This is a genomic window from Heyndrickxia sp. FSL K6-6286, from assembly GCF_038630395.1.
Taxonomy (GTDB): domain Bacteria; phylum Bacillota; class Bacilli; order Bacillales; family Bacillaceae_C; genus Heyndrickxia; species Heyndrickxia oleronia.
In genome coordinates this window covers 766,826-792,665 of record NZ_CP152029.1, presented here as the reverse complement: position 1 = coordinate 792,665, position 25,840 = coordinate 766,826, and the positions used below count along the sequence as shown (strand labels likewise).

At 35.2% G+C, this 25,840-nt stretch carries 24 protein-coding genes; 11 read left to right on the top strand and 13 right to left on the bottom strand.

Annotation, left to right across the window (positions count from 1 at the left end):
- Nucleotide 1: 1 nt before the first annotated feature.
- From MHI39_RS04150 to MHI39_RS04140, 3 genes are read right to left on the bottom strand one after another with little or no spacing between them, the layout of a single operon-like run.
- The gene (locus MHI39_RS04150; protein WP_342540749.1) at nucleotides 2–1,705 is read right to left on the bottom strand and encodes a DUF2334 domain-containing protein; all 1,704 of its coding nucleotides are present in this window, start codon (nucleotides 1,703–1,705) and stop codon (nucleotides 2–4) included.
- On the bottom strand, nucleotides 1,695–2,546 hold the full coding sequence (locus tag MHI39_RS04145) for a diguanylate cyclase (protein ID WP_212945515.1): 852 nt from the start codon (nucleotides 2,544–2,546) through the stop codon (nucleotides 1,695–1,697). Before MHI39_RS04145 ends, MHI39_RS04150 begins: the two co-directional genes overlap by 11 nt.
- Nucleotides 2,530–3,624: a glycosyl hydrolase lipoprotein gene (locus MHI39_RS04140; protein ID WP_342540748.1), complete on the bottom strand. Its 1,095-nt coding sequence runs from the start codon at nucleotides 3,622–3,624 to the stop codon at nucleotides 2,530–2,532. The genes MHI39_RS04145 and MHI39_RS04140 overlap by 17 nt, the downstream gene beginning before the upstream one ends.
- Before the next feature lie 271 nt (nucleotides 3,625–3,895).
- Between MHI39_RS04140 and MHI39_RS04135 the strand changes: the two genes are divergently transcribed.
- The 7 genes from MHI39_RS04135 to MHI39_RS04105 all read left to right on the top strand — a co-directional run bounded on the left by MHI39_RS04135 (nucleotide 3,896) and on the right by MHI39_RS04105 (nucleotide 10,985).
- On the top strand, nucleotides 3,896–4,726 hold the full coding sequence (locus MHI39_RS04135; protein ID WP_259548964.1) for a hypothetical protein: 831 nt from the start codon (nucleotides 3,896–3,898) through the stop codon (nucleotides 4,724–4,726).
- Between the two features lie 206 nt (nucleotides 4,727–4,932).
- Nucleotides 4,933–6,051 (top strand): ABC transporter ATP-binding protein, encoded by a 1,119-nt coding sequence (locus MHI39_RS04130; protein ID WP_342540747.1) that lies wholly within the window; start codon nucleotides 4,933–4,935, stop codon nucleotides 6,049–6,051.
- Between the two features lie 2 nt (nucleotides 6,052–6,053).
- Entirely contained in the window at nucleotides 6,054–6,992 is a 939-nt protein-coding gene (locus MHI39_RS04125) for a sugar ABC transporter permease (protein ID WP_342541420.1), read from the top strand.
- The gene (locus MHI39_RS04120; protein ID WP_212945511.1) at nucleotides 6,989–7,804 is read left to right on the top strand and encodes a carbohydrate ABC transporter permease; all 816 of its coding nucleotides are present in this window, start codon (nucleotides 6,989–6,991) and stop codon (nucleotides 7,802–7,804) included. Before MHI39_RS04125 ends, MHI39_RS04120 begins: the two co-directional genes overlap by 4 nt.
- 40 nt (nucleotides 7,805–7,844) lie before the next feature.
- Nucleotides 7,845–9,176: an ABC transporter substrate-binding protein gene (locus MHI39_RS04115; RefSeq protein WP_342540746.1), complete on the top strand. Its 1,332-nt coding sequence runs from the start codon at nucleotides 7,845–7,847 to the stop codon at nucleotides 9,174–9,176.
- An 89-nt stretch (nucleotides 9,177–9,265) separates the two neighbouring features.
- Entirely contained in the window at nucleotides 9,266–10,024 is a 759-nt protein-coding gene (locus MHI39_RS04110; protein WP_342540745.1) for a glycerophosphodiester phosphodiesterase, read from the top strand.
- Nucleotides 10,017–10,985 carry a glycerophosphodiester phosphodiesterase family protein gene (locus MHI39_RS04105; protein WP_342540744.1) on the top strand — a complete coding sequence of 323 codons (969 nt, stop codon included), beginning with the start codon at nucleotides 10,017–10,019 and terminating at the stop codon, nucleotides 10,983–10,985. The genes MHI39_RS04110 and MHI39_RS04105 overlap by 8 nt, the downstream gene beginning before the upstream one ends.
- 97 nt (nucleotides 10,986–11,082) lie before the next feature.
- On the opposite strand, the gene MHI39_RS04100 is transcribed toward MHI39_RS04105, so the two are convergent.
- The 6 genes from MHI39_RS04100 to MHI39_RS04075 all read right to left on the bottom strand — a co-directional run bounded on the left by MHI39_RS04100 (nucleotide 11,083) and on the right by MHI39_RS04075 (nucleotide 17,307).
- The gene (locus tag MHI39_RS04100; protein WP_342540743.1) at nucleotides 11,083–12,114 is read right to left on the bottom strand and encodes a DUF418 domain-containing protein; all 1,032 of its coding nucleotides are present in this window, start codon (nucleotides 12,112–12,114) and stop codon (nucleotides 11,083–11,085) included.
- 70 nt (nucleotides 12,115–12,184) lie between these two features.
- On the bottom strand, nucleotides 12,185–12,544 hold the full coding sequence (locus MHI39_RS04095; RefSeq protein WP_342540742.1) for a YxeA family protein: 360 nt from the start codon (nucleotides 12,542–12,544) through the stop codon (nucleotides 12,185–12,187).
- 22 nt (nucleotides 12,545–12,566) lie between these two features.
- Nucleotides 12,567–14,438: an ABC transporter permease gene (locus tag MHI39_RS04090; RefSeq protein WP_342540741.1), complete on the bottom strand. Its 1,872-nt coding sequence runs from the start codon at nucleotides 14,436–14,438 to the stop codon at nucleotides 12,567–12,569.
- Nucleotides 14,413–15,186 (bottom strand): ABC transporter ATP-binding protein, encoded by a 774-nt coding sequence (locus MHI39_RS04085; RefSeq protein ID WP_342540740.1) that lies wholly within the window; start codon nucleotides 15,184–15,186, stop codon nucleotides 14,413–14,415. Before MHI39_RS04085 ends, MHI39_RS04090 begins: the two co-directional genes overlap by 26 nt.
- A 499-nt stretch (nucleotides 15,187–15,685) precedes the next feature.
- Nucleotides 15,686–16,663, bottom strand: coding sequence for a sensor histidine kinase (locus MHI39_RS04080; RefSeq protein ID WP_342540739.1), 978 nt, complete (start codon nucleotides 16,661–16,663; stop codon nucleotides 15,686–15,688).
- Entirely contained in the window at nucleotides 16,660–17,307 is a 648-nt protein-coding gene (locus MHI39_RS04075) for a response regulator transcription factor (RefSeq protein ID WP_278890535.1), read from the bottom strand. Before MHI39_RS04075 ends, MHI39_RS04080 begins: the two co-directional genes overlap by 4 nt.
- Nucleotides 17,308–17,613: 306 nt before the next feature.
- Here MHI39_RS04075 and MHI39_RS04070 point away from each other — a divergent pair, with 306 nt between their 5' ends.
- Nucleotides 17,614–18,144, top strand: a complete 531-nt coding sequence (locus MHI39_RS04070) for a GNAT family protein (protein WP_342541419.1) — start codon at nucleotides 17,614–17,616, stop codon at nucleotides 18,142–18,144.
- Nucleotides 18,145–18,344: 200 nt separating this feature from the next.
- Here the strand turns inward: MHI39_RS04070 and MHI39_RS04065 are convergent, their stop codons facing one another.
- Complete coding sequence (locus MHI39_RS04065; protein WP_342540738.1) at nucleotides 18,345–18,770, bottom strand: carboxymuconolactone decarboxylase family protein; 426 nt, start codon at nucleotides 18,768–18,770, stop codon at nucleotides 18,345–18,347.
- A 120-nt stretch (nucleotides 18,771–18,890) separates the two neighbouring features.
- Here MHI39_RS04065 and MHI39_RS04060 point away from each other — a divergent pair, with 120 nt between their 5' ends.
- Together MHI39_RS04060 and MHI39_RS04055 are read left to right on the top strand one after the other, a co-directional pair.
- Nucleotides 18,891–19,325 (top strand): Lrp/AsnC family transcriptional regulator, encoded by a 435-nt coding sequence (locus tag MHI39_RS04060; protein ID WP_342540737.1) that lies wholly within the window; start codon nucleotides 18,891–18,893, stop codon nucleotides 19,323–19,325.
- Nucleotides 19,326–19,816: 491 nt separating this feature from the next.
- A complete protein-coding gene (locus MHI39_RS04055; RefSeq protein ID WP_259548953.1) occupies nucleotides 19,817–20,224 on the top strand; it encodes an ASCH domain-containing protein in 408 nt (135 codons plus the stop codon).
- Nucleotides 20,225–20,316: 92 nt separating this feature from the next.
- Here MHI39_RS04055 and MHI39_RS04050 read toward each other — a convergent pair whose 3' ends face one another.
- On the bottom strand, nucleotides 20,317–21,735 hold the full coding sequence (locus MHI39_RS04050) for a dienelactone hydrolase family protein (RefSeq protein WP_278890538.1): 1,419 nt from the start codon (nucleotides 21,733–21,735) through the stop codon (nucleotides 20,317–20,319).
- Between the two features lie 112 nt (nucleotides 21,736–21,847).
- Nucleotides 21,848–23,296, bottom strand: a complete 1,449-nt coding sequence (locus MHI39_RS04045; RefSeq protein WP_342540736.1) for an MDR family MFS transporter — start codon at nucleotides 23,294–23,296, stop codon at nucleotides 21,848–21,850.
- Nucleotides 23,297–23,415: 119 nt separating this feature from the next.
- Between MHI39_RS04045 and MHI39_RS04040 the strand changes: the two genes are divergently transcribed.
- Nucleotides 23,416–24,288: a TetR/AcrR family transcriptional regulator gene (locus MHI39_RS04040; protein ID WP_058004649.1), complete on the top strand. Its 873-nt coding sequence runs from the start codon at nucleotides 23,416–23,418 to the stop codon at nucleotides 24,286–24,288.
- Between the two features lie 92 nt (nucleotides 24,289–24,380).
- Here MHI39_RS04040 and MHI39_RS04035 read toward each other — a convergent pair whose 3' ends face one another.
- Entirely contained in the window at nucleotides 24,381–25,832 is a 1,452-nt protein-coding gene (locus MHI39_RS04035; RefSeq protein ID WP_259548947.1) for an NAD-dependent succinate-semialdehyde dehydrogenase, read from the bottom strand.
- Between the last annotated feature and the right edge of the window lie 8 nt (nucleotides 25,833–25,840).

Genomic DNA, 25,840 nt, shown 5'->3' with positions numbered 1-25,840 from the left:
GTTAATTCCTCTCCTCAAAAAGTCTTTTTCGTAATCTTGCTCTAAGACCTAAAATGTAAAAGAAGAAGACAAGTATGGTGAGGGATACAATGATTGCTAGAACCCATAAGACAAGGTCAAAAGGACGTTCTTTTATATTTTGAAAAAAGAGCTTATAACCATTTATTGATGATGTTACCTGTATGGGTTTGTCTTTTTCCTGCTTAATCTTTACATGATCAGATTGAACGGTTTGCTCTGTTTTTCTTAGATTAAGCCATTCGACATTTGGAACTGATTCTATTAATTCCACCATATGGGGTAAATATTTCAATCCGATATAAGGATGATAGAAACCGCCAATCATGGATCCCGGTACTTTCTCAAGCTGTTTTAATTTCGTCTCCATCTCTTGATACGGATCGCTTAATGTCGGATCAATAAATCCAATCGTTTCTGGATACAGTGTCATCCCTGAAGTGATAGCTGGCTTTGATGCAAAGAGTGGAGCGGACATGACCTCCCAATTTTCATCACTCAATTGAACTTGTCCAAAAATAGAAGAAAAATACTCGGAAGTAACATGATAGCCATTTGGACTCATTGCATAGTGTGGTGCCTCAAATGCAATGGGATAAAGACCTAATTGCGTTAAATGTTCGATTGAATTTGTCAGCTTTTCGTCTATATATTCTTTTTCCAATCGATTCATCTTGTTTAAATATTTTCGATACTCTTCCTCTGATGTAAAATTCAAGCTATTCTTCATTTTTGGCGGTGTTTCATCTGTATTTTTAGTAATAATTTTTTGATTTAATTTAGCATCCCAAAATTCAAATCCTTCTCCTGTTTCTTCATGACGGTAGGAATGAGTATATCCATGAGCAATGATCATCCCTCCACGCTTTTGAAGCTCTTTTAACACCCGAACAAGTTTTTTATTACTTGCAAGAGTTGTATATTCACCCGTCTCACTATTTACATAAACAGGGATTACAGCCATATAAAATGGGATGTTATGCTCTGATAAATACTCACCTGTTTCTTTTAAAAGCTTAGGATCTGTGATCGGCGAAATATCCTCAAGACGTATATATGCATGGTGAACATCTGGTGGTTTCTGGTCTAGTAAGCTATAAAGGGATTGGGATACGGAATATTTCGTTTCTGTTCTAAAAGATGTTGTGGCAATATATGATAATTTCCCCTTTTTAACAATAAACGGAAATCTTTCTCCTAGATTCTCTCCGGCAGAAAGAATTTCACTCTCCTCTGGTGGAATAACATGAATAATCGATAATATCGTTTCTAAAGAATCATTATCTAATTTCCTTATCGATTCGGGACCTACAAATTTCCATTGCTTATACGGCTGCAATTGCTCTACATTATGACCAATTGCAATGATTCGTCCTTTAAAAGCTTGAATTGCGTCCCTCACATTTCTAGGAACCTTTCCTTTTTCTTCTCCCATAAACACGATGACATCACTTTTCTTCAGCTTATTTATGTTCACTTGGTTCGCTTCCACTAAATCAATTTTTTCAGCAAAAGCTGCAAGAGTTGCTTCTAAAAATAAAACATCAGAATTCGGGAGATGATTTTGGGTCATATAGATGAATGTCATTTTAGGAAGTGTTTCTTCTGCATGAGTGGTTGGAACAATTGCGATTAACTGCACTAGCATAGCCAATACAAAAATGGACATCAATCGTTTATAGTTCACGATACACCATCTCACTTTCTACTTGCTGAATCAATGCACGGTAATCCGCAACAGCGACCTCTTGATCGTAGACGATATGACCTGAACGGAACGACAATGTTACATATTTTTCATTTAATAATTGATGTGTTTTAAGTGTTTCAGCTAGTTTTTTATATATCACCTCAACAGAATGATCATCTGTATTTGTGAGAAGTAACGCAAAGCGATCCTGATCATAACGAAATTTTCTATCTGTTATCCTCATCGTTTTCTCAATGGTTTTTGCCAGTTCAGACAATAAGTGACTCGTTTCCTTTTCTCCATATAATTGTTTAAACTTAGCAAAGTAATCAATTTGCAATAGAATCAGGGTAAACGCCGCACCATATCGATCCGTTCGTTTCATTTCCGCCTGTACTTCCATTTCCATCCTAAATTTATTATCAAAACCAGTCTCAACATCCACAGCTACAAATTGTCTTATCTCTTCCTGTAATCGACGATTTTTTTCACCTTGATTTATAAATATATCATGTACACGACCTGTTAGCAGGATACAAATAATTAATGCAACCCCATAACCTAAAAAAAGAGGTAAAGGAAAAGTAACCTTTGGTGTATTGGTCATTTCTAAATAAAAAAGAGCAGTTCCAACTATAAATATAAATAGGAAGCTGCTATATAGCCCCTTAACCGTACCTAACATCATTGTCACACATAGGAGCAATACAAAAAATCCTAATAATAGAAAGCCTACAGTTCCTTGTTTCAGTAATAAAAAGGATGGAATTTGTACGACAATTAACAAAATGACCATTAGAAGGAGAGCAATTTTTTCCTGTTCAAAATACTTTTTCATTCATTCCTCTCCTTTCCGCAATAATTGGTAATAAATTATCAAATGAATGAGTATCCTTCGAGTCAACATCAATATAGCCACCATAGTACGGTGATTTCTTTTGATTTTGACGTAATGTAAGCATTTGGGAATATAGCTGCTTCGCAAATTCTCTTTCATCTATTTCCATACACATTAAAATAGCCAGCGCATAAACTGCTGGTGCCTCATACTGTACGATTGGCTGAGCTGTTTCACTATCATATTGTCCATATATTTTTCCATTTCCCTCTTTAAAAGCCTTCTTTGCAAATTGAAGTAAAGGGCTGACATCCCCACCCCATTGCGCTTCATGAAGACCAACATAAAATTGATCAATTAAATTTACTTTTTGATCATACGAATATTTCCCTGTTTTTATATTGTATTCCTTCGGATAAAACCCTATCTTTGAGCGTGGTGCTTTAAGTAATACATCTTTTGTCTCTTCGTACATTTCATCTGATAGGATTCCAACTTTACTCATTCTCTTATAGCTTTCAGGCATGATATAACTTAGGGTAATAACTTCTCCTTTATCGTCCATATTAGTTAAATCTATGTAATCTACCATCAATTGATCAACTGATTGATTGCGAACAAGACTTTTACTCATTTTTTTTGCTAGGTTTGTATAGAAAGGGGTCTTCCATTTTTCCCCCGCTATGTACAAGCTGTTGACTATTCTTAAATCATCGATTGAAGCATTAACAAGGTATTTTTTTGTCCCTTCTATTTTCCATGGGACTAGATGATCCTTCGTTAAAAAATTCTTTTCCAGTATGGCAACTTGTTGCTTAAATTGTATAGAATCATTTTTTTCGATTAAATACTCAAGCCAAAGTCCAACAGATTCAGATAAATAAACATTATTTTGATCTGTTATATTCGTTTGAATGAATCCTTCTTTATTAAGTAGATAGTTTTGAATAAATGTTTCCGTAGCAAGGGAGGCTTTTACAGGAGTTGACTGACTCTTTTCCGAAAAAACACACACGACAACGATAATCACCCCTAACACCAACAGTGATAACAATCCCCTAATCAACCAAGCTCTCATTTCACAATTCCTCTCTCATGTGCCAAACTAATTTATATCATAGTTACATAGTAACCCGTTCCATATACCTAGTAAACAAATTTTCGCTATGGTAATTAGTGGGGTCAGACCCCCACTGCTTTACCGCGTTAAACGGCAGGGGGTCTGACCCCCTGTTCCAGAGTCCTCAATTGACAATATCAATAAATGATTACTCCTTTAGATGAAAAGTGACGATATTTTGGTAAAATAAGGATCACCATATAATCTTAAATGCTTGGAGTGATTCTCTTTGAAAAAAACACTATTTTCGATACTTTTATGTATGCTTATTGCTATCATCACTACAGGATGCAATTCAGATGAAGACAAATTATTAAAAACTGAAATCTCCAAAATGGAGAATGATAAAAAACTTACGAAAGAAGAGAAAAAATTAATAAAGGAATCACAGCTGATTAATTATGTTGTAGAAACATATGGTACATCCATTGATATTACTAAATACGAAGTCATACCTGAAGAACCTGAGGAAGCTCCCCCACTGATTATTATTTATATAAAGGATCATAAAGGTCGTTATCAATCTTCGGTCAATTGTGAAATGAACTATGAGGAAAAAGGGAAACTAGACTGCAAGCCATATGATACTTATTTTACAAACCTCATTAATAAAGAGGCTACCAATTATATAAAACCATTGGTAGCAGCTTCATTTGGAAACTTAAAGAAGGAAGTAGAACATTTTGCCTTCATTAATATTGATAATGCGTCTGAAAAAAATTTAACATTTCAGGAGAAACCAAATTATGAAAAACTGAAAAGGAATTTACCAATTTGTGTTTCTGTGAGGTTGATAGATGAAAAATTAAAAGCAGAAACTTACTACAATGAAATGTATCACTTTATCCAGAACTTTAATAATCAATCCCATATCCGATTAGATTCTAATTGCAATGGAGTCTCTTTGTATATTAGAGGAAAACTTAAAGATAATTTCGGTAATGCCGATGTTAAAGCAATAACCGTAAAACAACCAGAAATTAACAACATCAAACAACCAAATGACTTAAAAAAATTCACCAAAACATCCAACCTCTTTGAAGCTGGGTATGAAATGTAGGGGGTCTGACCCCCACCTCTTTACCGCGTTAAACTACTGGGGGTCTGACCCCCTAAAATAGACCCCCTAAATAACCTCTAATATTAATTTCATATTAATTCTATTAATCTTCGGTAAAACCGCTGTGAAGTGTCAGTAAATTTGCATTATTCCTTTAGATATTGTGTTTTAATAGGCTTGCAGTGGTGATAACAAGGAGGGGTTTGATGAGTCAGGTTGAGTTATTGGATCTTTCGAAGTCTTATGATAAGCAGAAGGACATTTTGAAAGAGATCAATTTATCCATTGAAAAGGGAGAGTTTTTTGTCCTGGTGGGACCTTCTGGTTCAGGGAAAAGTACTTTGCTTCGAATGATTGCAGGACTTGAGGAAATTTCGGGTGGATTTTTAAAAATGAATAATGAACCAGTAAATCACCTTCCACCCAAAGACCGCAATTTATCTATGGTCTTTCAAAATTATGCATTATATCCACATTTAACGGTCGAACAGAATATCCTCTTCGGTCTCAAAGCAAAGAAAGTCAATAAACAGGAACAACAAAAAAGATTAAAGGAAGCTGCCGAAATGGTAGGGCTAACTGAAATGCTCAAACGCAAACCAAAGGAGCTTTCTGGTGGTCAAAGACAAAGGGTTGCTCTTGCACGTTCGATTGTTAGTCAAGCACCACTTTGCTTAATGGATGAACCTCTTTCCAATTTGGATGCAAAGCTGCGAGCTAATATGCGGATTCAAATTCGCAGATTACAAAAAAAGCTTGGTTTAACTACCATTTATGTCACCCATGATCAAGTTGAAGCGATGACGATGGGCGATCGAATTATGGTATTAAATGATGGCAAAATTCAACAGGTTGGAGAGCCGATTACTCTTTATAACGAACCAGCCAATTTGTTTGTCGCTTCTTTCATTGGGTCGCCAAAAATGAATATGGGAACAGCTATTTTTGCATCGAAAGCAAAAAATCTAACGATCGAAAATGATCTCTCCATTTCTGTAGATCCAGCTATAGCCCAAGGGCTACCGAAGGATAAAACACTTACGATTGGCATCCGTGCAGAGCATCTTTTACCCGGAACTACAGAAAATGCCACCCATTATTTAGAGGTAGTAAATGTAGAGCAATTAGGAAATGAAACCACCATTGCCTTTGATGTTGGGACCGAATTATGGACAGCAAAATGGCCTGGACAATGGAATATTCAAGTAGGACAAAAAGCTCCTATCCACCTGTCTTCAGACTATCTATTATTCTTTGATACAGAAACAGGAAATCTCATTCGCTCAGCTTCCCATGGAAAGAGCCAAGGGGTCATAGCAATATGAGTATGTCTAGTGTAGCCATTCAGACAAATGAATTAAATCTACAGTACGTTGAGCAAGTAAAAAAGAAACAAAGAATCAGAAACTTTTTACACGGGCTATTATTTCTTTTACCATCGATTCTGCTGTTTAGTATTTTTGTATTTTACCCTATGATCCGAACGATTTATTTAAGTTTTTTCTTAACAAATGCAAGTGGTGAAACTACAGTATTTGTCGGATTGGAAAATTACTTGAATATGTTTATGTCTCCTATTTTTCTAAAGAGCATCCAATCCACGTTCTTATTTGTGCTATATACCGTTCCAGCAACCATTGTGATTAGCTTATTTTTAGCCATTATCGCGAATGAAAAATTAAAGGGAATTGGATTTTTTCGCACGATTTTCTCCTCAACAATGGGAATTTCAGTAGCAGCTGCATCTGTATTTTGGATGTATTTATTTAACCCTACTATGGGATTACTCAATCAGTTTCTTCAATCAATCGGTGTCGAATCGATTGGCTGGCTAACTGATCCAGCTTGGGCACTTTTTTCTGTTTCAGTTACTACGGTTTGGATGAATATAGGCTTTACTTTTCTCGTTCTTTTGGGAGGGCTGCAATCGATCGATTCCTATCTTTATGAAAGTGCTGATATTGAGGGTGCAGGGTACTTTTATAAGCTAAAGAGAATTACACTTCCAATGCTTTCTCCCACCCTATTTTTTGTCTTAACCGTATCGATCATTAATGCTTTTCAAACATTTGGTCAAATTGATATTTTGACACATGGCGGTCCGCAAAATGAAACAAATTTAATTGTTTATTCCATTTATCGTGAGGCATTTGTCAATTATCAGTTTGGATCAGCAAGTGCTCAAGCCGTTGTATTATTTATTTTGATCCTACTTATGACCGCTCTGCAATTTAAGCTTGGTGAAAGGAAGGTTCATTATCAATGACCATGTCCTTTAGAAAAAAAATAATCTTCTATGTTTTACTGACACTTTCAGCATTCATCCTATTTGCTCCTACAATGTTGGCAGTAGTGATGAGCTTTATGACCAGTCAAGATATCTTAACAGGCAGTGCGCCAAGAACACTTATAATAGATAATTTTACACAGGCTTTCGAGCGTTTTCCTTTATTTCAATTTTTATTAAATAGCTTGATCGTGTCGATCGTTATTATGATTGGTCAAATCATTCTATCCAGCTTAGCAGCGTATGCCTTTGTTTTTCTAGAATTCAAAGGAAGAGATTTTCTATTCTATCTATTTATCGCTACGATGATGGTGCCTTTTGAAGCATCAGTTATTCCAAATTTCCATATCATACGTGATTTAGGATGGATTGATACCTATCAAGGATTAACGATTCCTTTCTTTGCAACAGCTTTCGGCACATTCCTCCTTAGGCAAAATTTCAAACAAATCCCTAAGGAGCTTAGAGAAGCCAGTCAAATTGCTGGGATGGGAAATTTCAAGTATTATGTCACGGTTGTTTTACCTGTTGCCAAAAGTAGCCTAATCACATTAGGAATATACGGATTTCTATCATCCTGGAATATGTATCTTTGGCCACTTTTATCGACGACCAATGATTCCGTACGGACTGTCCAAATCGGTTTAAAGCAATTACAATCCCAGGAGCAGCTAAATGAGTGGGGTGTCATGATGGCTGGGGCAGTAATTGTGATTATACCTACTCTAGTTCTTCTATTTCTCGGACAGAAAAAGCTGCAAAAAGGATTAACCGAAGGTGCATTGAAGTAATCAAGCTTCACTACATATTTAATCAAAAGGAGAAGTGAAAATGAAAAAGCGACTCTCGATACTTATGATTGGTCTATTATTCTTACTAACCGCCTGTAATACGACAGAAAAGGGCTCCGCATCATCTGCTGCAGACAATGGAAAACAAGTGGTGACGTTTTGGCATTCCATGAGTGGAGCTGGTCAAGAAACATTAAAACAAATTGTAGAAGACTACAATAACTCCCAAGATAAGATTCAGGTTAATGCAGAATTTCAAGGTACCTATGATGAGGCATTAACAAAATTTCATACTGTAGCCGGTACAAAAAGTGCCCCAAGCATCATTCAAGTATTTGAAATTGGAACAAAATCGATGATCAACAGCGGTAACATCGTTCCAATTCAAAAATTTGTTGATAAAGAAAAATATGATATGAGTGGATTAGAGCAAAACATTCTTAACTATTACACGATCGACAATAAGCTATATTCCATGCCATTTAACTCATCAACTCCTGTTATGTACTACAATAAAGATGCGTTTATAAAAGCAGGTATAGATCCGGAAAATCCTCCAAGAACCTTTGAAGAAATTGAGAACATATCAAAATCAATCACTAAAGCAAATCCAAATATGAAAGGTTTTGCCCTACAAGCATATGGCTGGTTATTTGAAGAACTAATGGCCAATCAAGGTGCATTATTAATGAACAACGATAATGGTCGCTCCGATACTCCATCTAAAATTGGCTTTTCTAAAGAAGAAGGAACAGCTGTCTTCAATTGGGTGAAACGAATGATTGATGATGGAACCTTTGCCAACTATGGGACAAATGGCGATAATATGGTTGCTGGATTTCTAGCTGGAGATGTTTCAATGTTTGTCCAATCATCCGCAAGTGCTCGAGATGTAATAGACAATGCTCCATTTGAGGTAGGGGTTGCCTTCCTTCCACATCCAGAGAGTAAGGAACGCCAAGGTGTCGTTATCGGTGGAGCTAGTCTATGGATGATTGATGGTAAACCGAAGGAAGAGCAGCAAGCTGCGTGGGAGTTCATGAAATACTTGCAAACGCCTGAAGTACAAGCAAAGTGGCATGTTGGCACAGGCTATTTCGCGATTAACCCTGAAGCTTATGAAAATCCAATGGTCAAAGAAGCCTATAACAAAATGCCTCAATTACAAGTAACTGTAAACCAATTACAGTCAACAAAACCATCTATCGCTACTCAGGGAGCCATCATGGATATGATTCCAGAAGGCAGAAAAATTATCGAAACAGCCCTTGAAACGGTATATAATGGTGGAAATGTGGATAAAGCCTATGATACTGCAGTGAAACAGTTCAATGCGGCTATTAAACAAGCAAATGCAGCAAGAGGAAAATAAAAAATATAGCAGTTTAAGAGAATAAGGGGATATACCCTCTCCGGCTCCTTATTCTCTTCCAATTCTTTATCTAGAAAGGATGGATTGTTATGACAAAGGTTTATGGACACCGAGGCTGCAAGGGAACCTATCCTGAAAATACATTACTTGGATTTCACCAAGCGATTAAGCATGGAGTTGACGGCATTGAACTAGATATCCATATGACAAAAGATGGAGAAATCGTCGTCATCCATGACGAAAGTCTAGATCGAACGACTGATGGAACAGGCTATATTAAAGATTTAACATTAGAAGAGATTAAACAATTTAGTGCTGGAAATCAGTTTACTCATTTACCTAACTATCAAGAGGGAATATGGTCACAAGAACGCGTACCAACATTAAAGGAAGTGCTAGAACTATTAGTCCCCTATCCAATCGATCTAAATATCGAATTTAAGACGTATATGTTTGAATACGAAGGAATCGAAAGTAAAGTACACTCCATCGTAAGCCAATTCGGTGGACAGCGCAAAGTTATTTACTCATCCTTTTATTTACCGACGATATTAAAAATGAAAAAAATCAATCCAGAAGCCACAATAGCCCTCCTATTACATAATGATGGATTGCTAAATCAGCCAAACTATCTACAAAACTTACCATTATCAGCATTGAATATAGCAAAGGATATAGTTTTATCCAATTCGAATTTAGTCAAAAGCTTAAACTATCCAATATGTGTTTGGACTGTGAATAAAGAAGAAGAAATCAAGCAGCTTTTAGAGCAAAACGTCGAAACCATTATTTCCGATTTTCCTGAAAAAGTCTTACATTCTAGAAATGAGAGAAAGCTATATGTTTAAAAAAATCGTATTCACTTTAACTAGTGTTCTATTAATTTTAACCTTTATCTATACTTTTGCTAGTCAAAAAGCAGAGTCTGTATCAACGGCAACTATAGAAACCATACCGAAAAAAACAGCAACGTCCAAGATGGAATCTACGTTAAAAAATAAAACAGAGCACAGCTTTAAACAGACTCCAAAAATTCTCGCCCATCGAGGAGCAAATGACCGATTTAATGAAAATACAATAACCGCTCATAAAATAGCTGCCGATGATGGTGTAGATGCGTTAGAAATGGATCTACGCATGACAAAAGATGGTTCACTAATCATCATGCATGATCAAACGATTAATCGTACAACGAATGGAAAAAAGAAAGTTTCAGAACTTACTTTAGATGAATTAAAAGCCTATCAAACAATTGGACGATACAATGGGAAAACGACAACGGAAGATATCCCCACTCTTAGGGAAATGATTGAAGCTTTTACAGATACCGAACATTATTATATTGAAACAAGATTGGTCAATAGGGAATTAAAAATGGAGGAACCCTTAATTGAACTGCTTAATGAATATCATCTTATTTCCAAAGGGTTAGTCACCATTCAATCCTTTTCACCGCAAAGCTTAGAAAAAATACAGAGATTAGCACCTAATGTTCCTTTAACCCTACTTTTCGGAAAAGGTAAATTTGATTTGGAAATGGCACTAACTTCTCCTTACCCTAACATAGGGCTTGAATCAACGGATGTCACTTTAAGTATTGTCAACGAGCTCCATCAAGCCGGAAAAGAAGTTCATGTGTATTTTACAAATAAAAAAACGGAAAAGAATGAGCAGGCACGAGTAAAAGCTTTTCAGGTTGATGGTTATTTCACTGATGACATAAATTATACGAAACAACTTTTGGGACAATGGACCGGATCCATTGTCCCATTTTTTGTAACATGTGCAAAGTTATTTGTAACTTCCTAAGTAAAAAGGATAAAAAACAAAATCAACTTAGTTGAAACGATCCAATGTAAGTAAAAACAAAGGAAGAGGACGATTATAAGTCCTATTCCCCATTCGGTTAATTCACTTTTCGTAACGGCATTCTCTTTAAATAAGTCACCATTCTCCATATCCATTCGAGTGGACCAAACTTAAAGAAGCGAAGCCAAATCGTACTATATATCAGCTGCAAAACAAGAATGATTAAACATAGATAAAGAGTTTCTAAATAAGTAATCTTATTATTTAAATGCAAGACTACATTAGCCAACAATATGAAAGTAGTTTGCATAATATAATTGGACAATGCCATGCGTCCTAAATTTTTGATGGGTGACAATAGTTTAGCTATCATTCCTACCCTAACAAGAATAATGACTAATCCAACATAAAAAGCGGACACAATGGGTCCAATCATAATCCCAATTTTGAGAAATTTATTCGTCTGAATGACATTTATGTCATCCGTTCCTTCTAATATCATGCCATAAAAAGGACGCAATGGACTCTGCATGTATTGATAGGTTAGACCGACTACACTTAACAGAAACATGACGAACGTAAACTTGTTAATTAAACGCTTATGTTCAGAAAGTTTCTCAAAGATACGAAATTGTCCCGCAGCAAGTCCCAATAAAATGTATGGGAAGCTCATCAGGTCTTTAATCGATAGAATCGCAAAAGTAATTAATAAAACCAATCCAACAATCAGATTTATTTCTTTTTTCACCTTATAAAATGGCATCACTAGAAGACCACAAATGGCATAGACAGCTAACGCTTCTCCCGGCTGAAATATATGATGAATGCATCCAAAAATAAATAATGCGATGATTCTTCGTATAAATAGCACATAGCCATTTTTCCCTTTGGAGATCGCTCTTGATAGAAAAATATAAAAGCCAACCCCAAATAAAAAGGAAAAGATAGAGAAAAAGCGAGTTTCCACAAATAAATAGAGCCATTTTTGATAGACAGCATTCGCCGTATGTGGTTCAGGCATTTGCACTGACAATAATGCAAGAATATTGACTAAAATAATTCCAATTAAAGCGAATCCTCTCAAATAATCAAGGGCATCGATCCTTCTTGTCTGTTCAATTGAATTCATATGTTTCTCCTTTTTGTCTGTTCTATTATAGGATCTGACCCCTAGAACATTTCTCCCTGTCCTTTGAAAGCTATAAAGCGGATTTTATTAATTGATCCTTTACTTTTTTAGGTAAGCTTTCTAGCTTTACTTCCTCCCACGTTTTTACATAGCTCCCTTTCGTGTAAACTTTTAAAAATGCATTCTTTCTTAGTTCATGTGAAGCGTAAAATTTTACTTCTTGTTTGTCACCATTCTCTGTAAAACCAATTAATGTATAATCAGCCCCACCTGGACTTCTCGGTGTTGGTTTCGCGTTAATTTGAACATATACATCTTTTTTTGATACAAAGGGGTTAATTTGATCGGATACTTCTTTCGGCAATGCTACAAATCCACCAACAATAATAGCCATTCCTATGACAACCCCAATCATTGTTTTCTTTTTCATTTTCATTCACTCCTTTTCTTTTTTACTCATCAATAGATGCCATTATTTTTTTTACATAGCTAATTCGTACAATTGTAAAATAGACAATCTCTAAAATTAAACACCCAATAATCGTAATAATCGTAGGAACAACAACACTACTTCCCATATCTCTCTCCAAAACTTTTAAGGCAAAGCATGTATGAACAATTGCTACAATAAATGGCAAGAAAAACAGAATCGACAATTGCCATGTAGCACTTTTCTTAATTTCCATTTCAGTGAGCCCTATTTTCGATAATGCTTTGTATTTTTCTTGTTCATTCTCAAGATCAGTAAATAGACGGAAATAGATAAAACTACCTGCAGCAAGGAAAAATACTAAGGCCACAAATAAACCAATAAATAAACTTAGACTAGGAATTTGAATACTTTCATAATAAATTAACCCTTTTGAGAAAAACTCAAAATGAAGATTTGTATAATTACCGTATAATGTATCATGTAGTATCTTACTTATCTCAACACTCTTCTTCCAATCTTTAAAATGGAATCCATAAAGGGTAGAAGGTTCAAAGCTTGATTTCATTTTTTTATATGTTTGCTCGTTAACAACTACCGCCTTCGAAACACCTAAAATAGATGATTCAATCCCTTTTACCTTGAGCGCGTACGGGGAATCTACTATTTTCAATGTTGATGGAATGTCTTTCTTATGTTCAAAACCACGATTATCCAAATAAACAATGGCCTCACCATCATTTATGGCCCCCATTTTTAAGGTTGGATTATATTTTGACGTTTCCTTTTGCGATAAAATCACAATAACTGGAACCGTACCATCTGGCATTTGATAACGCACCTCTAAGGCCTCAACTTTACCGACTTTATAATCAATACCAACATGACTTAAAGATTCTTCAATTAAACCAATATGTTTTGCTTCATTCCCATTATCTGGACTCGATAAATATTCTATTTCGTAATTTGTCTTTTCAATCGGTTGCTTTGATTTAAAAACAGTTAATACACCTGTTGCTGTAAAGGCCACTGCAGAAACTATACTCACGATAAAAAACAATCTCGCATTATCCTTCATTCGATAGGTAAAATCAGAAATCGTTAAGAAATGGTAGCCATTTAAATAAAGATTTTTGCTTTTCTTCAATCGTTTTAATACCCATACACTTAATTGACTGTAAAAGAAGAAAGTTCCTATAACCGTTAAGATTAATATAATCACCGCACTGGTCATATTAATTTCCGCAATAAAAGCCATCGTATAGCCCGTGCCTAAAAAGATAAGTGCAAGTATAGACAATAAAATGGAAGGCTTCGGAGCTTTTTTTGGTTTAATCGATCCTTTTAACAAGGCTACCGTTTCTTCAGTGTTAATAAAGAAAAGCGTAAATTGCGATATAATGAAAAATAATAAGAGAAATACTCCACTTGTAATCCCAATCGCTTTCCAAGGTAAATATATGGATAACTCTTCCATATCAAGAATATATCCACCCGCAACAAAGAACATTTTCGCAAGAAGCGTACCTCCTGCTATTCCTGAAACAATAGAGGCTAGTCCAATAACCAGGTTTTCAAGTGTTACTAATCTCCTCAACTGCTTTGGTGAAGTCCCTGAAATCGTAAGAATTCCAAACTCTTTTTTTCTTGTATGCAGGAAAGCATTAACTGAATATAAAACAAATAGAATGGAGAAGACAAAAATAATCCACTCTGCTGCAATCATACCCTTGCGAGCAATAGTATTGATCACTCCTGTTTCTAAGGCAGGGTGAAAAATAAACATCGCAAATATATAAAAAATCATGACAGCAAAGGAACTGCTTAGATAAAACGCTAAATAAGAACGTAAATTACGCGCTACATTTTTAGTAGCGAGTTGATAAAAGTTCATTTGCATTCCCTCCAAGCATGGACAATACATCGATAATTTGCTGGAAGAATACTTTTCGGTTATCTCCCATATAGATTTCGTTGTACAATTCACCATCTTTAATAAAAATGACACGATGACAATAACTTGCTGCAAAAGGATCATGTGTGACCATTAGCATTGTAGTCTTCTCATGTTCATTAATATCAAGCATAGCTTCTAACACTGCTTTTGAAGATTTTGAATCCAAGTTTCCGGTTGGCTCATCCGCTAAAAGTAAGGAAGGTTTGTGGATGATAGCTCTCGCAATGGCTGTTCTTTGCCGTTGCCCTCCAGATACTTCGAATGTTCTCTTCTTTAAAATAGATTCAATTCCAAGCTTTTGTGCGATATGGCTTACTTTTTCGGCAATCACATGAGGTTTTACCCTCTCCAGCACTAATGGAAGCATAATATTTTCTTCTAAGGTTAATGTGTCCAATAAATTAAAGTCTTGAAACACGAACCCCAATTCTTGTCTTCTGAATTTTGCTAGTTTCTCTTTTTTCAATTTATGTGGCTGCTTCCCATTGATGATAATCTCTCCTGAAGTAGGACGATCAATAGTTGAAATTAGATTTAATAATGTTGATTTTCCTGAGCCTGAAGGACCCATGACTCCAATAAATTCACCAGCCTGTACACTCATATTGATATTTGTTAAGGCTTGAAAAGGGTTTTTCCCATCATAAACCTTGTTTATATGATTAACTTGCAGAACCGTCTGCATGATGTAACCTCCTTAAATGTGTATGACCCTATTGTAAAAAGAACAAGAAAGATCTGCGATTTAATTTCCTTAAATGAAACTTACATTTTTGTAAGAAAATCCGACCTTTGATTTTCACAAAAGGAAAGTTGGCCTTAGAACTTTCCACGAAAATCTGGTTTTTGATTTTCACAAAAAGGAAAGTTGGATCTAAAACTTTCCACGAAAATCCGACCTTTGATTTTCCCAAAAGGAAAGTTGGCCTTAGAACTTTTCAAGAAAATCTGATCTTTGATTTTCACAAAAGGAAAGTTGGCTTTAGAACTTTCCATGAAAATCCGACCTTTGATTTTCACAAAAAGGAAAGTTGGATCTAAAACTTTCCACGAAAATCTGGTTTTTGACCTGAAGAGACATGGCTAGAATATATTCATGTTTAGTGCATTGCATTTATCCATTAATCAATAATTGAAAAGAAAAAACCTTGCTGAAGATACAGCAAGGCCACAATTATTTTTTCCTAAACATTAAAAATAATGCTAAACGAAGTTCCTTTGTTTATCTCCGTATCAATGGAGAAATCATGGGCGAGCCTATTTAATATTTCCTTAACAAGATAGAGCCCCATCCCTGTCGATTCATGATACTTTCTTCCATTCACACCGGTAAAATATGGTTCAAATACCCTCTTTACATCCTGTTCAGGAATACCTATTCCATAATCAGTAATGGTTAAAATCACTTGTTCATTTTGTTTTGCTAATCGTATATCTACCTTATTGGACTTTTCGGATGAATACTTTAATGCATTGGACAGCACTTGCTCAATGACAAACTTAATCCATTTTTTATCAGAAAGAATATAAAGATCTTGGTCGTTCATTATCATATTGGGATATACCTTGAATTGAAAAAACAGGCTTTTATTTTCTTTAACAAGTTCTTTTATAAATGTATTGATAGGGATCCTTTCAATCTGATAATCCTTTTCAAACAAGGATAGCCTAGAGGAATATAGAACAGTCTTTAATCCCATCTCTAATTTGTATATTTCCTTTCGAATATCCTGGAAAACTGGATCATCATAATCTTGAATCATTAGCTGTATCACTGATATCGGCGTTTTCATTTGATGGACCCATTGATTCATAAAGGTCGCTTTTTCTTTAATCTCCGCCTCACCTTCCAATATCAATTGATCAGCGGCATCTTTTTCCTCGATTATTTTCTGATGCAGTACTTTATTAAAATAACCATTTCCAAAGCTAGGTATATACCTTAATTCTTTCTCATCGGTAGTTATCCATTTATAAAGCTGTGAGTCATTCATCCACCGATAGGCTAAATAAATACAAAAAAGAATGATTTGCATTAACAAAACATAAAGGACATGTCCCCATCCTTGAAATCCTAGAAACCAAAAATACAACCATGTGAATCCGCCTTGTACAATTACCATAAATAGTAATGCAAAATGACTTCTTAGAAAGATTTTCATTGGTTATCTTCCCACGTCTTTTTCATTCGGTAGCCGGCTCCACGTATGGTTTCTACTGCATCATTGATCCCTAATTCCTTCAATCCCCTACGAATTCTTGATATATATACATTTAACGTATTCTCATCAACAAACATATCTGTATCCCACATTTTCTCCATTAACCTATCACGACTCGTTACCTTATCTCCACGCTCTAAAAGTAGCGCTATCATTGTCGCTTCTTTTTTCGAGAGCTCGTAGTTCTTGCCTTTGAACTCTAATTCAAGCTTCTCTGGATAATCTTGAGTCCGTCGAAGTTGACTTTTTACCTTAGCTGTTACAATCTCAAATGAAAAAGGCTTTGTAATATAATCATCTGCTCCATTCTCAATAGCCATCACTTGATCCATTGTTCCTTCACGAGCAGATATAAAGATAATCGGACATTTTGAATACTTTCTTATTTGTCTACACCAATAAAACCCATCAAAGGAGGGCAAATTGATATCAAGCAATACTAAATCAGGGCTATTCTCTCTAAACTCTGTCAAAACACGATCAAAGTTATCTAATCCGACACACTGATAGCCGTACTTCGTTAAATAGTTCTCTAAAAGTTTTCTGAGGTCTTCATTATCCTCAATGATCATTATTTTTGGCATATCGATCTTCCCTTTCAAACATAACATTAACAAATATAATCCTAAGACACTATAGTTGGATAAGACTCTTTTAGTTATTCGATTATACAAGTTATAAAAAGTACATGCATTAATTGAATTGATTTTAAAATAAAAGGCATTTTAGAATTATAGACCTTCCATCTATTGCAGATGCAAATGTTAAAAGTTTAATCCTGTCTATCTACTAATATATAATAGAATTATCTTTTTCAAGAAGGGACTGAATTATGCGCAGATATCAATATAGTAACCCGATATAAAAAAACAGATGGAGGGAACTTATTGATGAAGGAACTGTTAACAACGGAAAGATTATTATTAAGAAAAATTCATGTATCAGATTCGGAAAGCTTATTTTCGATTTGGTCAGATCCTGATGTAACAAAATACATGAATATTGATCGCTTTACTGATGTAAGCCGAGCGAGGGAAATGATTGAATTACTAAATCATTTATCACAGGAAAACAAGGCTATCCGCTATTCTATAATTAAAAAAGACACTCAAGATATAATTGGCTCTTGTGGGTACAATTCTCTCGATTTTGATCATTCTAAAGTTGAAATTGGATATGATATTAGTAAGGCTTATTGGGGAAGGGGATATGCTCCAGAGGCGATAAGCTCACTTGTTCATTATGCATTTAACTCATTGGGCATGAATCGAATTGAAGCTAGAGTTGAACCTGCAAATAAAAGTTCAGTGAAAGTTTTACAAAAACTAAACTTTACGTTTGAAGGAACAATGAGAAAATGCGAAAAGTCTAAAGGAGGGTTTATTGATCTAAGTATTTTTTCGAAATTAATTACAGATTAGTAAATCCTAGTATGGAGTTGTCTATTAGAGGGTCTGACCCCTTTGTTTATAGACAACTCTATTTTTCATTCCTGCTATCCCCATTTGTATAGAATAGATTGATGCTGACTATTAAATCTTAAAAAACTCCCCTTTTAAGGACAGTTTTGTTATTTTTATATGCCAGTTACTAATAAATCGTAGTCTAATTCAATTTTCTATTATTCTACTATTTTATTTTCAGCTTCTAATTTCATCATGGCTCCAAAATACTGTGATGCGGTAGTAAATGCAATAAATGCACAGAGCTCACTTATTTCATTTTCGTTAAAATATTCTTGTAATATTTCAAAAGATGAATATGGTATACTTTCTTTTTGCTTTAAAAAAACTTCCGCAAACCCGACTGCAATAGAAATTTTCTCATTGAATTTTTCAGGCTCTGGCTTGCCTTTTGCTTTACAATATTCACAGCCATTGCTTTGAGCCAGAGTTCTTCTTACTTGTTCCTTTAATTCTGAGGAGAGGAATCCATCCTTTTCTAACACATCTCCTAAGTAAGACCACCCTTCCATTACTTCTTCGTTATGTCCTAAAAGTCTTTGGAAAGGAGTATTTCCAAATGTAGATTCACCAATTCTTGCCATTATTAACACCACCTTATATATTAGTATAAAAAATAGAATGAACCATTCACATTAAATATGTAAAGTATTAATAATTATTAGTTATGGAATTTAATAAAAAAAAGAGGAGTTTCCTTAAAAATGAAAATTGATGAGATTGATAAAAAAATAATTAATGAATTGAAACAGAATAGTCGTTTATCAATGAGTGAACTCGGGAGGAGAATCAACCTTTCTTCCCCTTCAGTCACAGAACGAGTCAGACAAATGGAATCCTTTGGAATAATAAAAAGATACACGTTAGAAATCGATTATTCTAAATTAGGTTCGCCGATTCAATGTATCATTGAAGCAACCATTAAAAATGGCGATTACAAAGCTTTCAGAAAATATATCGAGCAACTACCAAATGTAGAGTTTTGTTATCGTATTGCTGGCAATGCCTGTTATATGCTCAAAATCCATTTTGAATCTTTCCCAAAAGCAGAGGAATTTATTGATGAAGTCAGTCCATTCGCCCACACTGTCACACATTTTATTTTCTCACAAGTAGAAACTAATTTAAGTCTATTTTAAGGGGTCAGACCCCCGCTGATTTAACGTATTAACGCAATGGGGGCCTGACCCCCAAAGCCTATTTACTTTTTTACCGAATCATCTATTTCTCACTATGACGAAATTTTAGGAAAGTTAATTGATAGTTTAGAAGATATTTCTCTAATTCTTGACTGAAATGTATGGTGTCGGGATGAGTTAACCCTTTTTCGTTAGCAAAAAGATTTAATATTTGTCGTTTCTGTTCGATTTTTATTGATAGTTCTTTTCTATTTATAATTGTTCATCTCTTTCACTTTTATGAATCATAATTAAATACTGCATAACCAAATTATTTTATTTACCTCCACTTCCCGCTCACCATGACCTAATACACCTATTGCACAATAGTATATTTTTATGTACTTAAGTACAAATATTAATTATAATAATAGTTGGATAGGAAATATGTCAATATTTTTTAAAGGCGATAATCTTATATCTACATAAACTTAAAGAATTGAGGAATAAATATGTCTGATGTTGCAATTTCAAAATATCAAATGATTTTTGGTTGGGAAGGGGATAATGGAATTGGCGAAATGTTGATTCAACAAATTCTAAAAGGAGAAAAAACAGCTACTTGTGCTCCTAAACAGGAATACTCAAAAGAAGAATTAAGAAAAACATATGAACCAGTTGGAGAAATTGTTACCGTATATGATAAACATGGTCATCCAAGATGTAATGTGAGATTGAAAGAAGTATTTGAAACAACCTTTGGAAACCCTGATTTAAGACTTGTTCGAGGCGAAGGAAATGGTGACGATATAGAAAAATTTCAAGAGGACCATAAATTAGCATGGAAAGAGATAGATATTGAATTAAGTGATGAGACTATTTTAGTAGTGGAATTATTCGAATTGGTAACAAACGAATAGCACCTATTACAGGTTTCACGATAAATCTATATATGATGCTTAGTATCCAACAAATAGCCTTCGAAAATGAAGGCTATTTAATATGAAGACGATTATTCACTTACTTTAATATCTGAATAGGCATTCTTTAGTTGATTTAAATGAAAGGGCTTATTTTTCAAATGGAAATCAAAGAAATGTAATGTAAAAGCATTAATTACCTCATGAACATATCTAGGATCCTCCCCTTTATTAACAAAAAAAGGTGAAAAAAGCGGAAAATCAGTAAAACTCATATGAGACGTATGAGGAATTTCAATAGATATCCCACCATTAGCTAATGCATTCTCCCTTCGCTCTGTTGTTTCCTTCCAATTATTCTCATAATAACTGAGTGGTTTATCCAATTGAGAATCAGCTTGATTAAGTGTTTTTTTATACTCGTTATAATCTATACTTTTTTCCCCATTAAAAATCATTAAGGGCTTTTCCACCCCAGTTTCTTCAATTTTTTCTCCATACAAGGTACCATCCATATTGACAGCTGCTTTAATTCTGTCATCTTTCATTAGCATTTGCACGGCAGTCGCACCACCATATGAATGGCCAAACATACCTATTTGATTTAGATCCATTCGATTGATAAACAAATTTTTTCTATCATTTTTATTTAACTTCTCTAACTCATTAAGGACAAACGAAACATCCTTTTCCCATAAAGTAATATGTGAGTCCAGTTCATCAAATCCGGATAAATTTTTAAAGCGAATTTCAGCACTAGAACCGTCCGTAAAAATCGTTGCTGCAGCATCATATGTATGATCAATTCCTACAATAATATATCCATGGCTTGCTAGTTCTTCAACTTCGAACGTATTTTGATTTCGAAATCCTGTTAGTCCATGGGAAAAAATTAAAACAGGATAATTAGACTTTTCTGGTGATACATGTACATTTAACATCGAATGAGTTTTTACTAAACTTAGCTGTTGGAAGAGCAATGATGGCAAATGAAGTGCCTTTTTTAACCCTTTTGCAATGGGTTGAATATCTGATATATATGGAGCAAATTTTCCTTTTTCATCTTTATTCACAGGGTACCAAATCTGTATTGCCAGCTTTCTTTTTGAATAAGGATCTTTTTCGTACGTCTCCAATCGATCATGATCAACGAAAGTATAGCTTGTTGTGCCAACTGCAAATTTACCGGTAGGCTCCTTAAATGCAAAAACAGGAAAGATGAAAGGTAAACTAACAGAAATGACAGTAAACAGGCATATGCTTATAGACATAGTAATCTTTAACCATTTCTTAGAAACATTTACACGTAAAAAATAGATTAAAAAGATTGGCACTACATATAACGGAATCATCTGCCAGCGGAAACCTTCCACTTTATATTGTAGCGTTATTAGGAAGAGCATGGCAGATAATAGTAGAATGATAATCTTCCAGTTTTGTTTTTTTGAAAAGAAAGACCACCAAAGTAAACCTAATGCTAAAATAGCATATATAATTTCTATTAAACGCATTTCATACTCCTTTCTTTACTTTTCGACAGCAACCAATTCTTATAAGAACATTTCAGGGAAGGAAACGACTAAATAACATGAATAAGCGTTTCCTTTAACAGAGTGACAAAAATCATTGCGCATTATCCTTAACAGGCTGTTTAAAAAAAAAACAAAAAATAAATGCTATGATAGTAAGAATAAATGCTGCTAAAAATCCATTATTCAGTCCTTTTATAGTTGCTTCGAATAATGGATGTGGTGCTTGATTCATCCCATGATGACTAATGTATTGACTGACTGAGGTTGACATGACCCCTACAATAATTGCTGAACCTAGGGATGCAAAAATTTGACGAACTGTATTATTAGCTGCAGTTCCGTGACTGATTAACGTTTGAGGTAACGCATTAATTCCTGCAGTCGCTAAAGGCATCATAACTAGCCCCATTCCTAACATTCTTAAAGAATAGGCCGTGACAATCCACCAAATGGATGTATCCTGTTTTAAAAATAAAAAAGGTATAGTACCTAATGTTAAGATAACCATTCCGACAATCGAAAGTTTTCTTATTCCGTACATATCAAATATTTTCCCTGCAATTGGTGAGATAAGTCCTAATACTAACGCGCCTGGGAGAAGAACTAACCCTGATTGCAATGCAGAATACCCATGAATCTTCTGTGTATAAATTGGGAGCAAAATTTCAGAGCCAATCATTGTCATAAAAATAATGGAAACGATAACCGTAGTTATTATAAATCCCTTGCTTTTAAATACACGTAGTTCTAATATTGGTTCTTTTAATTTGAATTGACGAACAGAGAATAGAAGTAATGCGATTAGACCTATTCCACAAGAGATCCATACGATAGGACTCCCCCACCCTTTATCTCCTCCAATTCCAATTCCATAAAGAAGTGTTCCTAATCCAATACTACTTAATAAAACTGAAAGAATATCCAACTTTGGTCTTGTCAGCTGTATAACGTTTTTCAGAAAATAGATTGCAAGAATCATATCAATAACTGTAATTGGCAGAATTAAATAAAAAAGATAATGCCAATGATAGGAATCAACTATCCACCCTGATAAAGTTGGACCGATTGCTGGTGAAAAAGCAATGACGATACCAACAAGTCCCATCGCTTCTCCTCGACGATCAGGTGGAAAAATCATGAACATTAATGTTTGCATTAAGGGTAGCATGATGCCAGATCCAACCGCCTGAATCATACGACCAATCAGCAGAATTTGAAATGTTGGGCTAAAAGCACAAACGACAGTACCAAGAGCAAAACATCCCATTGCAAGAAGAAACAAAGTCCTACTTGCAATCTGGTTTAATAAAAATGCTGAAACAGGAATCATTATTCCATTGATTAACATAAACGCTGTGATGAGCCACTGTGCATTATTAGCTGTGACATTGAGGTCTTCCATAATATTCGGAAGAGCAATAACTAACACCGTTTGATTTAAGATCGCTATAAAAGCACCTACCAAAAGAACAATAACAAACCCTGACCTTTTGAAGGGCCTCCCTTTTATATCTACCGGTAAAGTGGAAATCTGGTTCATATAGAACACACACCTTTCTTTTTTTGACTAGTGTATATTTTTTTATACTTAAGTATATTCCTTGAATATAATAAAGGTGGTATACTATATATGTCAATAATTTTTTAGGAGAAGAACAAATGACAAAAAAAGAACAAATCATTGAAGTAGCTAAAACGTTATTTCGAACAAAGGGATATCATTATACTTCGGTTCAAGATATTTTGGAGGAGTCAGGTGTTTCAAAAGGGACTTTTTATAATCACTTTTCTTCTAAATCTCAAATAATTTTATACATCATTCAAGAGGTTGATATAAAAGTTGAGGAACAGCAACAACGGTTGATTGTTGATGGAGATATTCATAACAAACACATTTTTCATTCTCAACTTCGTGTAAAGCATTCCATCTATAGTGCAGAAAATATACTAGAGCTATATAATATTTCAATGGCGGAAAACGATGAACAATTAAAAAAATATATGGAGGAAAGTCATTATAAGGAATTAGAATGGTTAGCAAAACGGTTAATTGATGTCTATGGCTTTGAAATCGAGGAGAGTGCAATGGATCTCGCCACTCATTTCACTGGGGGTCTTGGGTACCAGTTCAGATACTGCAATCAAATGAACCTTGATACAAAAAGTTCGGATATATTAGACTACAATATACTTCGACTAGAAAAAAACATTGAAATAACAAAACAGCAAAAACAAAAAATACTGTTCCCTTTTTCATCTGGAAATAATCAAGAATCATTAGAAACCGTCCTCTCTAATATTGGGACTATACTTGAGGAAATAAAAAAAGAGCACCTCTCAAAAGAAGAACAAGAGCTCGTCCACTTTATCTTAGACGAAATCCAACACCCATCAATAAGATGGATCGTTTGCGAAAGTGCCGCTCGCCAACTCAAAATTCTATCCTCCTCCCCAAAACAAAGAGAACAAAAATACAACCAAGTCTACGATATGGTTTCTAAGCAAGCAAGAATAAATAAAGAATTTAAATAAAGGGGTCTGACCCCCACTGTTTTAACGTATTAACGCAATGGGGGTCTGACCCCCGCTGGTTTAACGCTTTAACGCAGTGGGGGTCAGACCCCTTAGTTGGTCATCCCTATGGATACGTATTTCATTTCGACGAATTCCATTATTCCTTCTTTGCCGCCTTCTTTTCCAAATCCTGATTCTTTGATGCCTCCGAATGGGGCTTCGGCGGTGGCGGGGAATACGTCATTTACACCGATAATGCCGTATTCAAGGGCTTCTGATAGCTGAAAGACTCGATTTGTACTTTCAGTCATGATATAAGCCGCTAAGCCATATGGTAGTTGATTTGCTTTTTCTATCACCTCTTCAATTGAATCAAATGTTTCTATTGGTAGGACCGGTCCGAATGTTTCTTCGTTCATTACCTTCATTTGATCATTAACATCAACAAGAATAGTAGGTTCATAGAAATGTCCGCCTAAATTCCCTTGCCATTCCTTCCCTCCTGTAACAATGGTCGCACCTTGATGAACTGCATCCTCTACATGCTCTGCTGCCTTTTCCACCGCGTTTCTATCAATCATCGGACCAATTACAGTTGCTTCATCATTCCCATTGCCTATTTTCATACTTTTCACTTTAACCGCAAGCTTTTCAACAAAGGAATCCGCAATTTCCCTATGAACATACACTCTATTGGCACATATACATGTTTGCCCACAGTTTCTAAATTTACTTGCAAGGGTTAGATCAACTGCATTCTCTAAATTCGCATCATCCATTACCAAAATTGGGGCATGCCCACCAAGCTCTAAAGAAAGCTTTTTAATATGTTGGGCACTGTTCTTCATTAACTCCCTCCCCACTTCGGTTGAGCCGGTAAACGTGATTAAGCGTACATCAGGACTTTGTGTCAATGCCTCCCCCACGCCTTTCGCATCACCTGATACTAAGTTTAATACCCCTTTTGGCAGACCAACCTCCTCAAAAATCTTCACAATAGCCATCGCTGTCAATGGAGTTTGCGAAGCAGGCTTCAATACAACCGTACACCCTGCCGCTAGGGATGGACCTAACTTTCTTGTGACCATGGATGCTGGGAAATTCCAAGGTGTTATCGCTGCAATGACACCAATTGCCTGTGGAATAACAAGTGATCGCCTATTTACTTTAGAGGACGGAATAATTTCCCCATATACACGATTCGCTTCCTCCGCATACCATAATAAATAGCTTGCTGCAGACTCAATTTCCGTACGTGCCTCCGTCAATGGCTTCCCCTGCTCCGAGGTCAATATTTGAGCAAGCTGCTCCTTGTTTTCAAGCATCTTTTCATATGCTTTATATAAAAACGTCGAACGCTCTCTTGCCGTTTTTTTGGACCAGGAAGGAAATGCTGCTTTTGCCTCCTCAACAGCCTCCAATGCTTCTTCTTTCCCACCATATGAAATTTCTGTTAGCTTTTCTAATGTTGCTGGATTTATAATCGCCCGAACGGTTCCGGAATAAGAATCACGCCATTCCCCATTGATAAAAATTCCTTTTTCTTTTTGTCCCACTATCATAATCGAAT

Coding starts and splice junctions, on each gene's coding strand:
- MHI39_RS04145 (WP_212945515.1), bottom strand. CDS start 2,546: ATGAAAAAGTATTTTGAACAGGAAAAAATTGCTCTCCTTCTAATGGTC.
- MHI39_RS04140 (WP_342540748.1), bottom strand. CDS start 3,624: ATGAGAGCTTGGTTGATTAGGGGATTGTTATCACTGTTGGTGTTAGGG.
- MHI39_RS04130 (WP_342540747.1), top strand. CDS start 4,933: ATGAGTCAGGTTGAGTTATTGGATCTTTCGAAGTCTTATGATAAGCAG.
- MHI39_RS04125 (WP_342541420.1), top strand. CDS start 6,054: ATGTCTAGTGTAGCCATTCAGACAAATGAATTAAATCTACAGTACGTT.
- MHI39_RS04120 (WP_212945511.1), top strand. CDS start 6,989: ATGACCATGTCCTTTAGAAAAAAAATAATCTTCTATGTTTTACTGACA.
- MHI39_RS04115 (WP_342540746.1), top strand. CDS start 7,845: ATGAAAAAGCGACTCTCGATACTTATGATTGGTCTATTATTCTTACTA.
- MHI39_RS04110 (WP_342540745.1), top strand. CDS start 9,266: ATGACAAAGGTTTATGGACACCGAGGCTGCAAGGGAACCTATCCTGAA.
- MHI39_RS04105 (WP_342540744.1), top strand. CDS start 10,017: ATGTTTAAAAAAATCGTATTCACTTTAACTAGTGTTCTATTAATTTTA.
- MHI39_RS04100 (WP_342540743.1), bottom strand. CDS start 12,114: ATGAATTCAATTGAACAGACAAGAAGGATCGATGCCCTTGATTATTTG.
- MHI39_RS04095 (WP_342540742.1), bottom strand. CDS start 12,544: ATGAAAAAGAAAACAATGATTGGGGTTGTCATAGGAATGGCTATTATT.
- MHI39_RS04090 (WP_342540741.1), bottom strand. CDS start 14,438: ATGAACTTTTATCAACTCGCTACTAAAAATGTAGCGCGTAATTTACGT.
- MHI39_RS04085 (WP_342540740.1), bottom strand. CDS start 15,186: ATGCAGACGGTTCTGCAAGTTAATCATATAAACAAGGTTTATGATGGG.
- MHI39_RS04080 (WP_342540739.1), bottom strand. CDS start 16,663: ATGAAAATCTTTCTAAGAAGTCATTTTGCATTACTATTTATGGTAATT.
- MHI39_RS04075 (WP_278890535.1), bottom strand. CDS start 17,307: ATGCCAAAAATAATGATCATTGAGGATAATGAAGACCTCAGAAAACTT.
- MHI39_RS04070 (WP_342541419.1), top strand. CDS start 17,614: ATGAAGGAACTGTTAACAACGGAAAGATTATTATTAAGAAAAATTCAT.
- MHI39_RS04065 (WP_342540738.1), bottom strand. CDS start 18,770: ATGGCAAGAATTGGTGAATCTACATTTGGAAATACTCCTTTCCAAAGA.
- MHI39_RS04060 (WP_342540737.1), top strand. CDS start 18,891: ATGAAAATTGATGAGATTGATAAAAAAATAATTAATGAATTGAAACAG.
- MHI39_RS04055 (WP_259548953.1), top strand. CDS start 19,817: ATGTCTGATGTTGCAATTTCAAAATATCAAATGATTTTTGGTTGGGAA.
- MHI39_RS04050 (WP_278890538.1), bottom strand. CDS start 21,735: ATGCGTTTAATAGAAATTATATATGCTATTTTAGCATTAGGTTTACTT.
- MHI39_RS04045 (WP_342540736.1), bottom strand. CDS start 23,296: ATGAACCAGATTTCCACTTTACCGGTAGATATAAAAGGGAGGCCCTTC.
- MHI39_RS04040 (WP_058004649.1), top strand. CDS start 23,416: ATGACAAAAAAAGAACAAATCATTGAAGTAGCTAAAACGTTATTTCGA.
- MHI39_RS04035 (WP_259548947.1), bottom strand. CDS start 25,832: ATGATAGTGGGACAAAAAGAAAAAGGAATTTTTATCAATGGGGAATGG.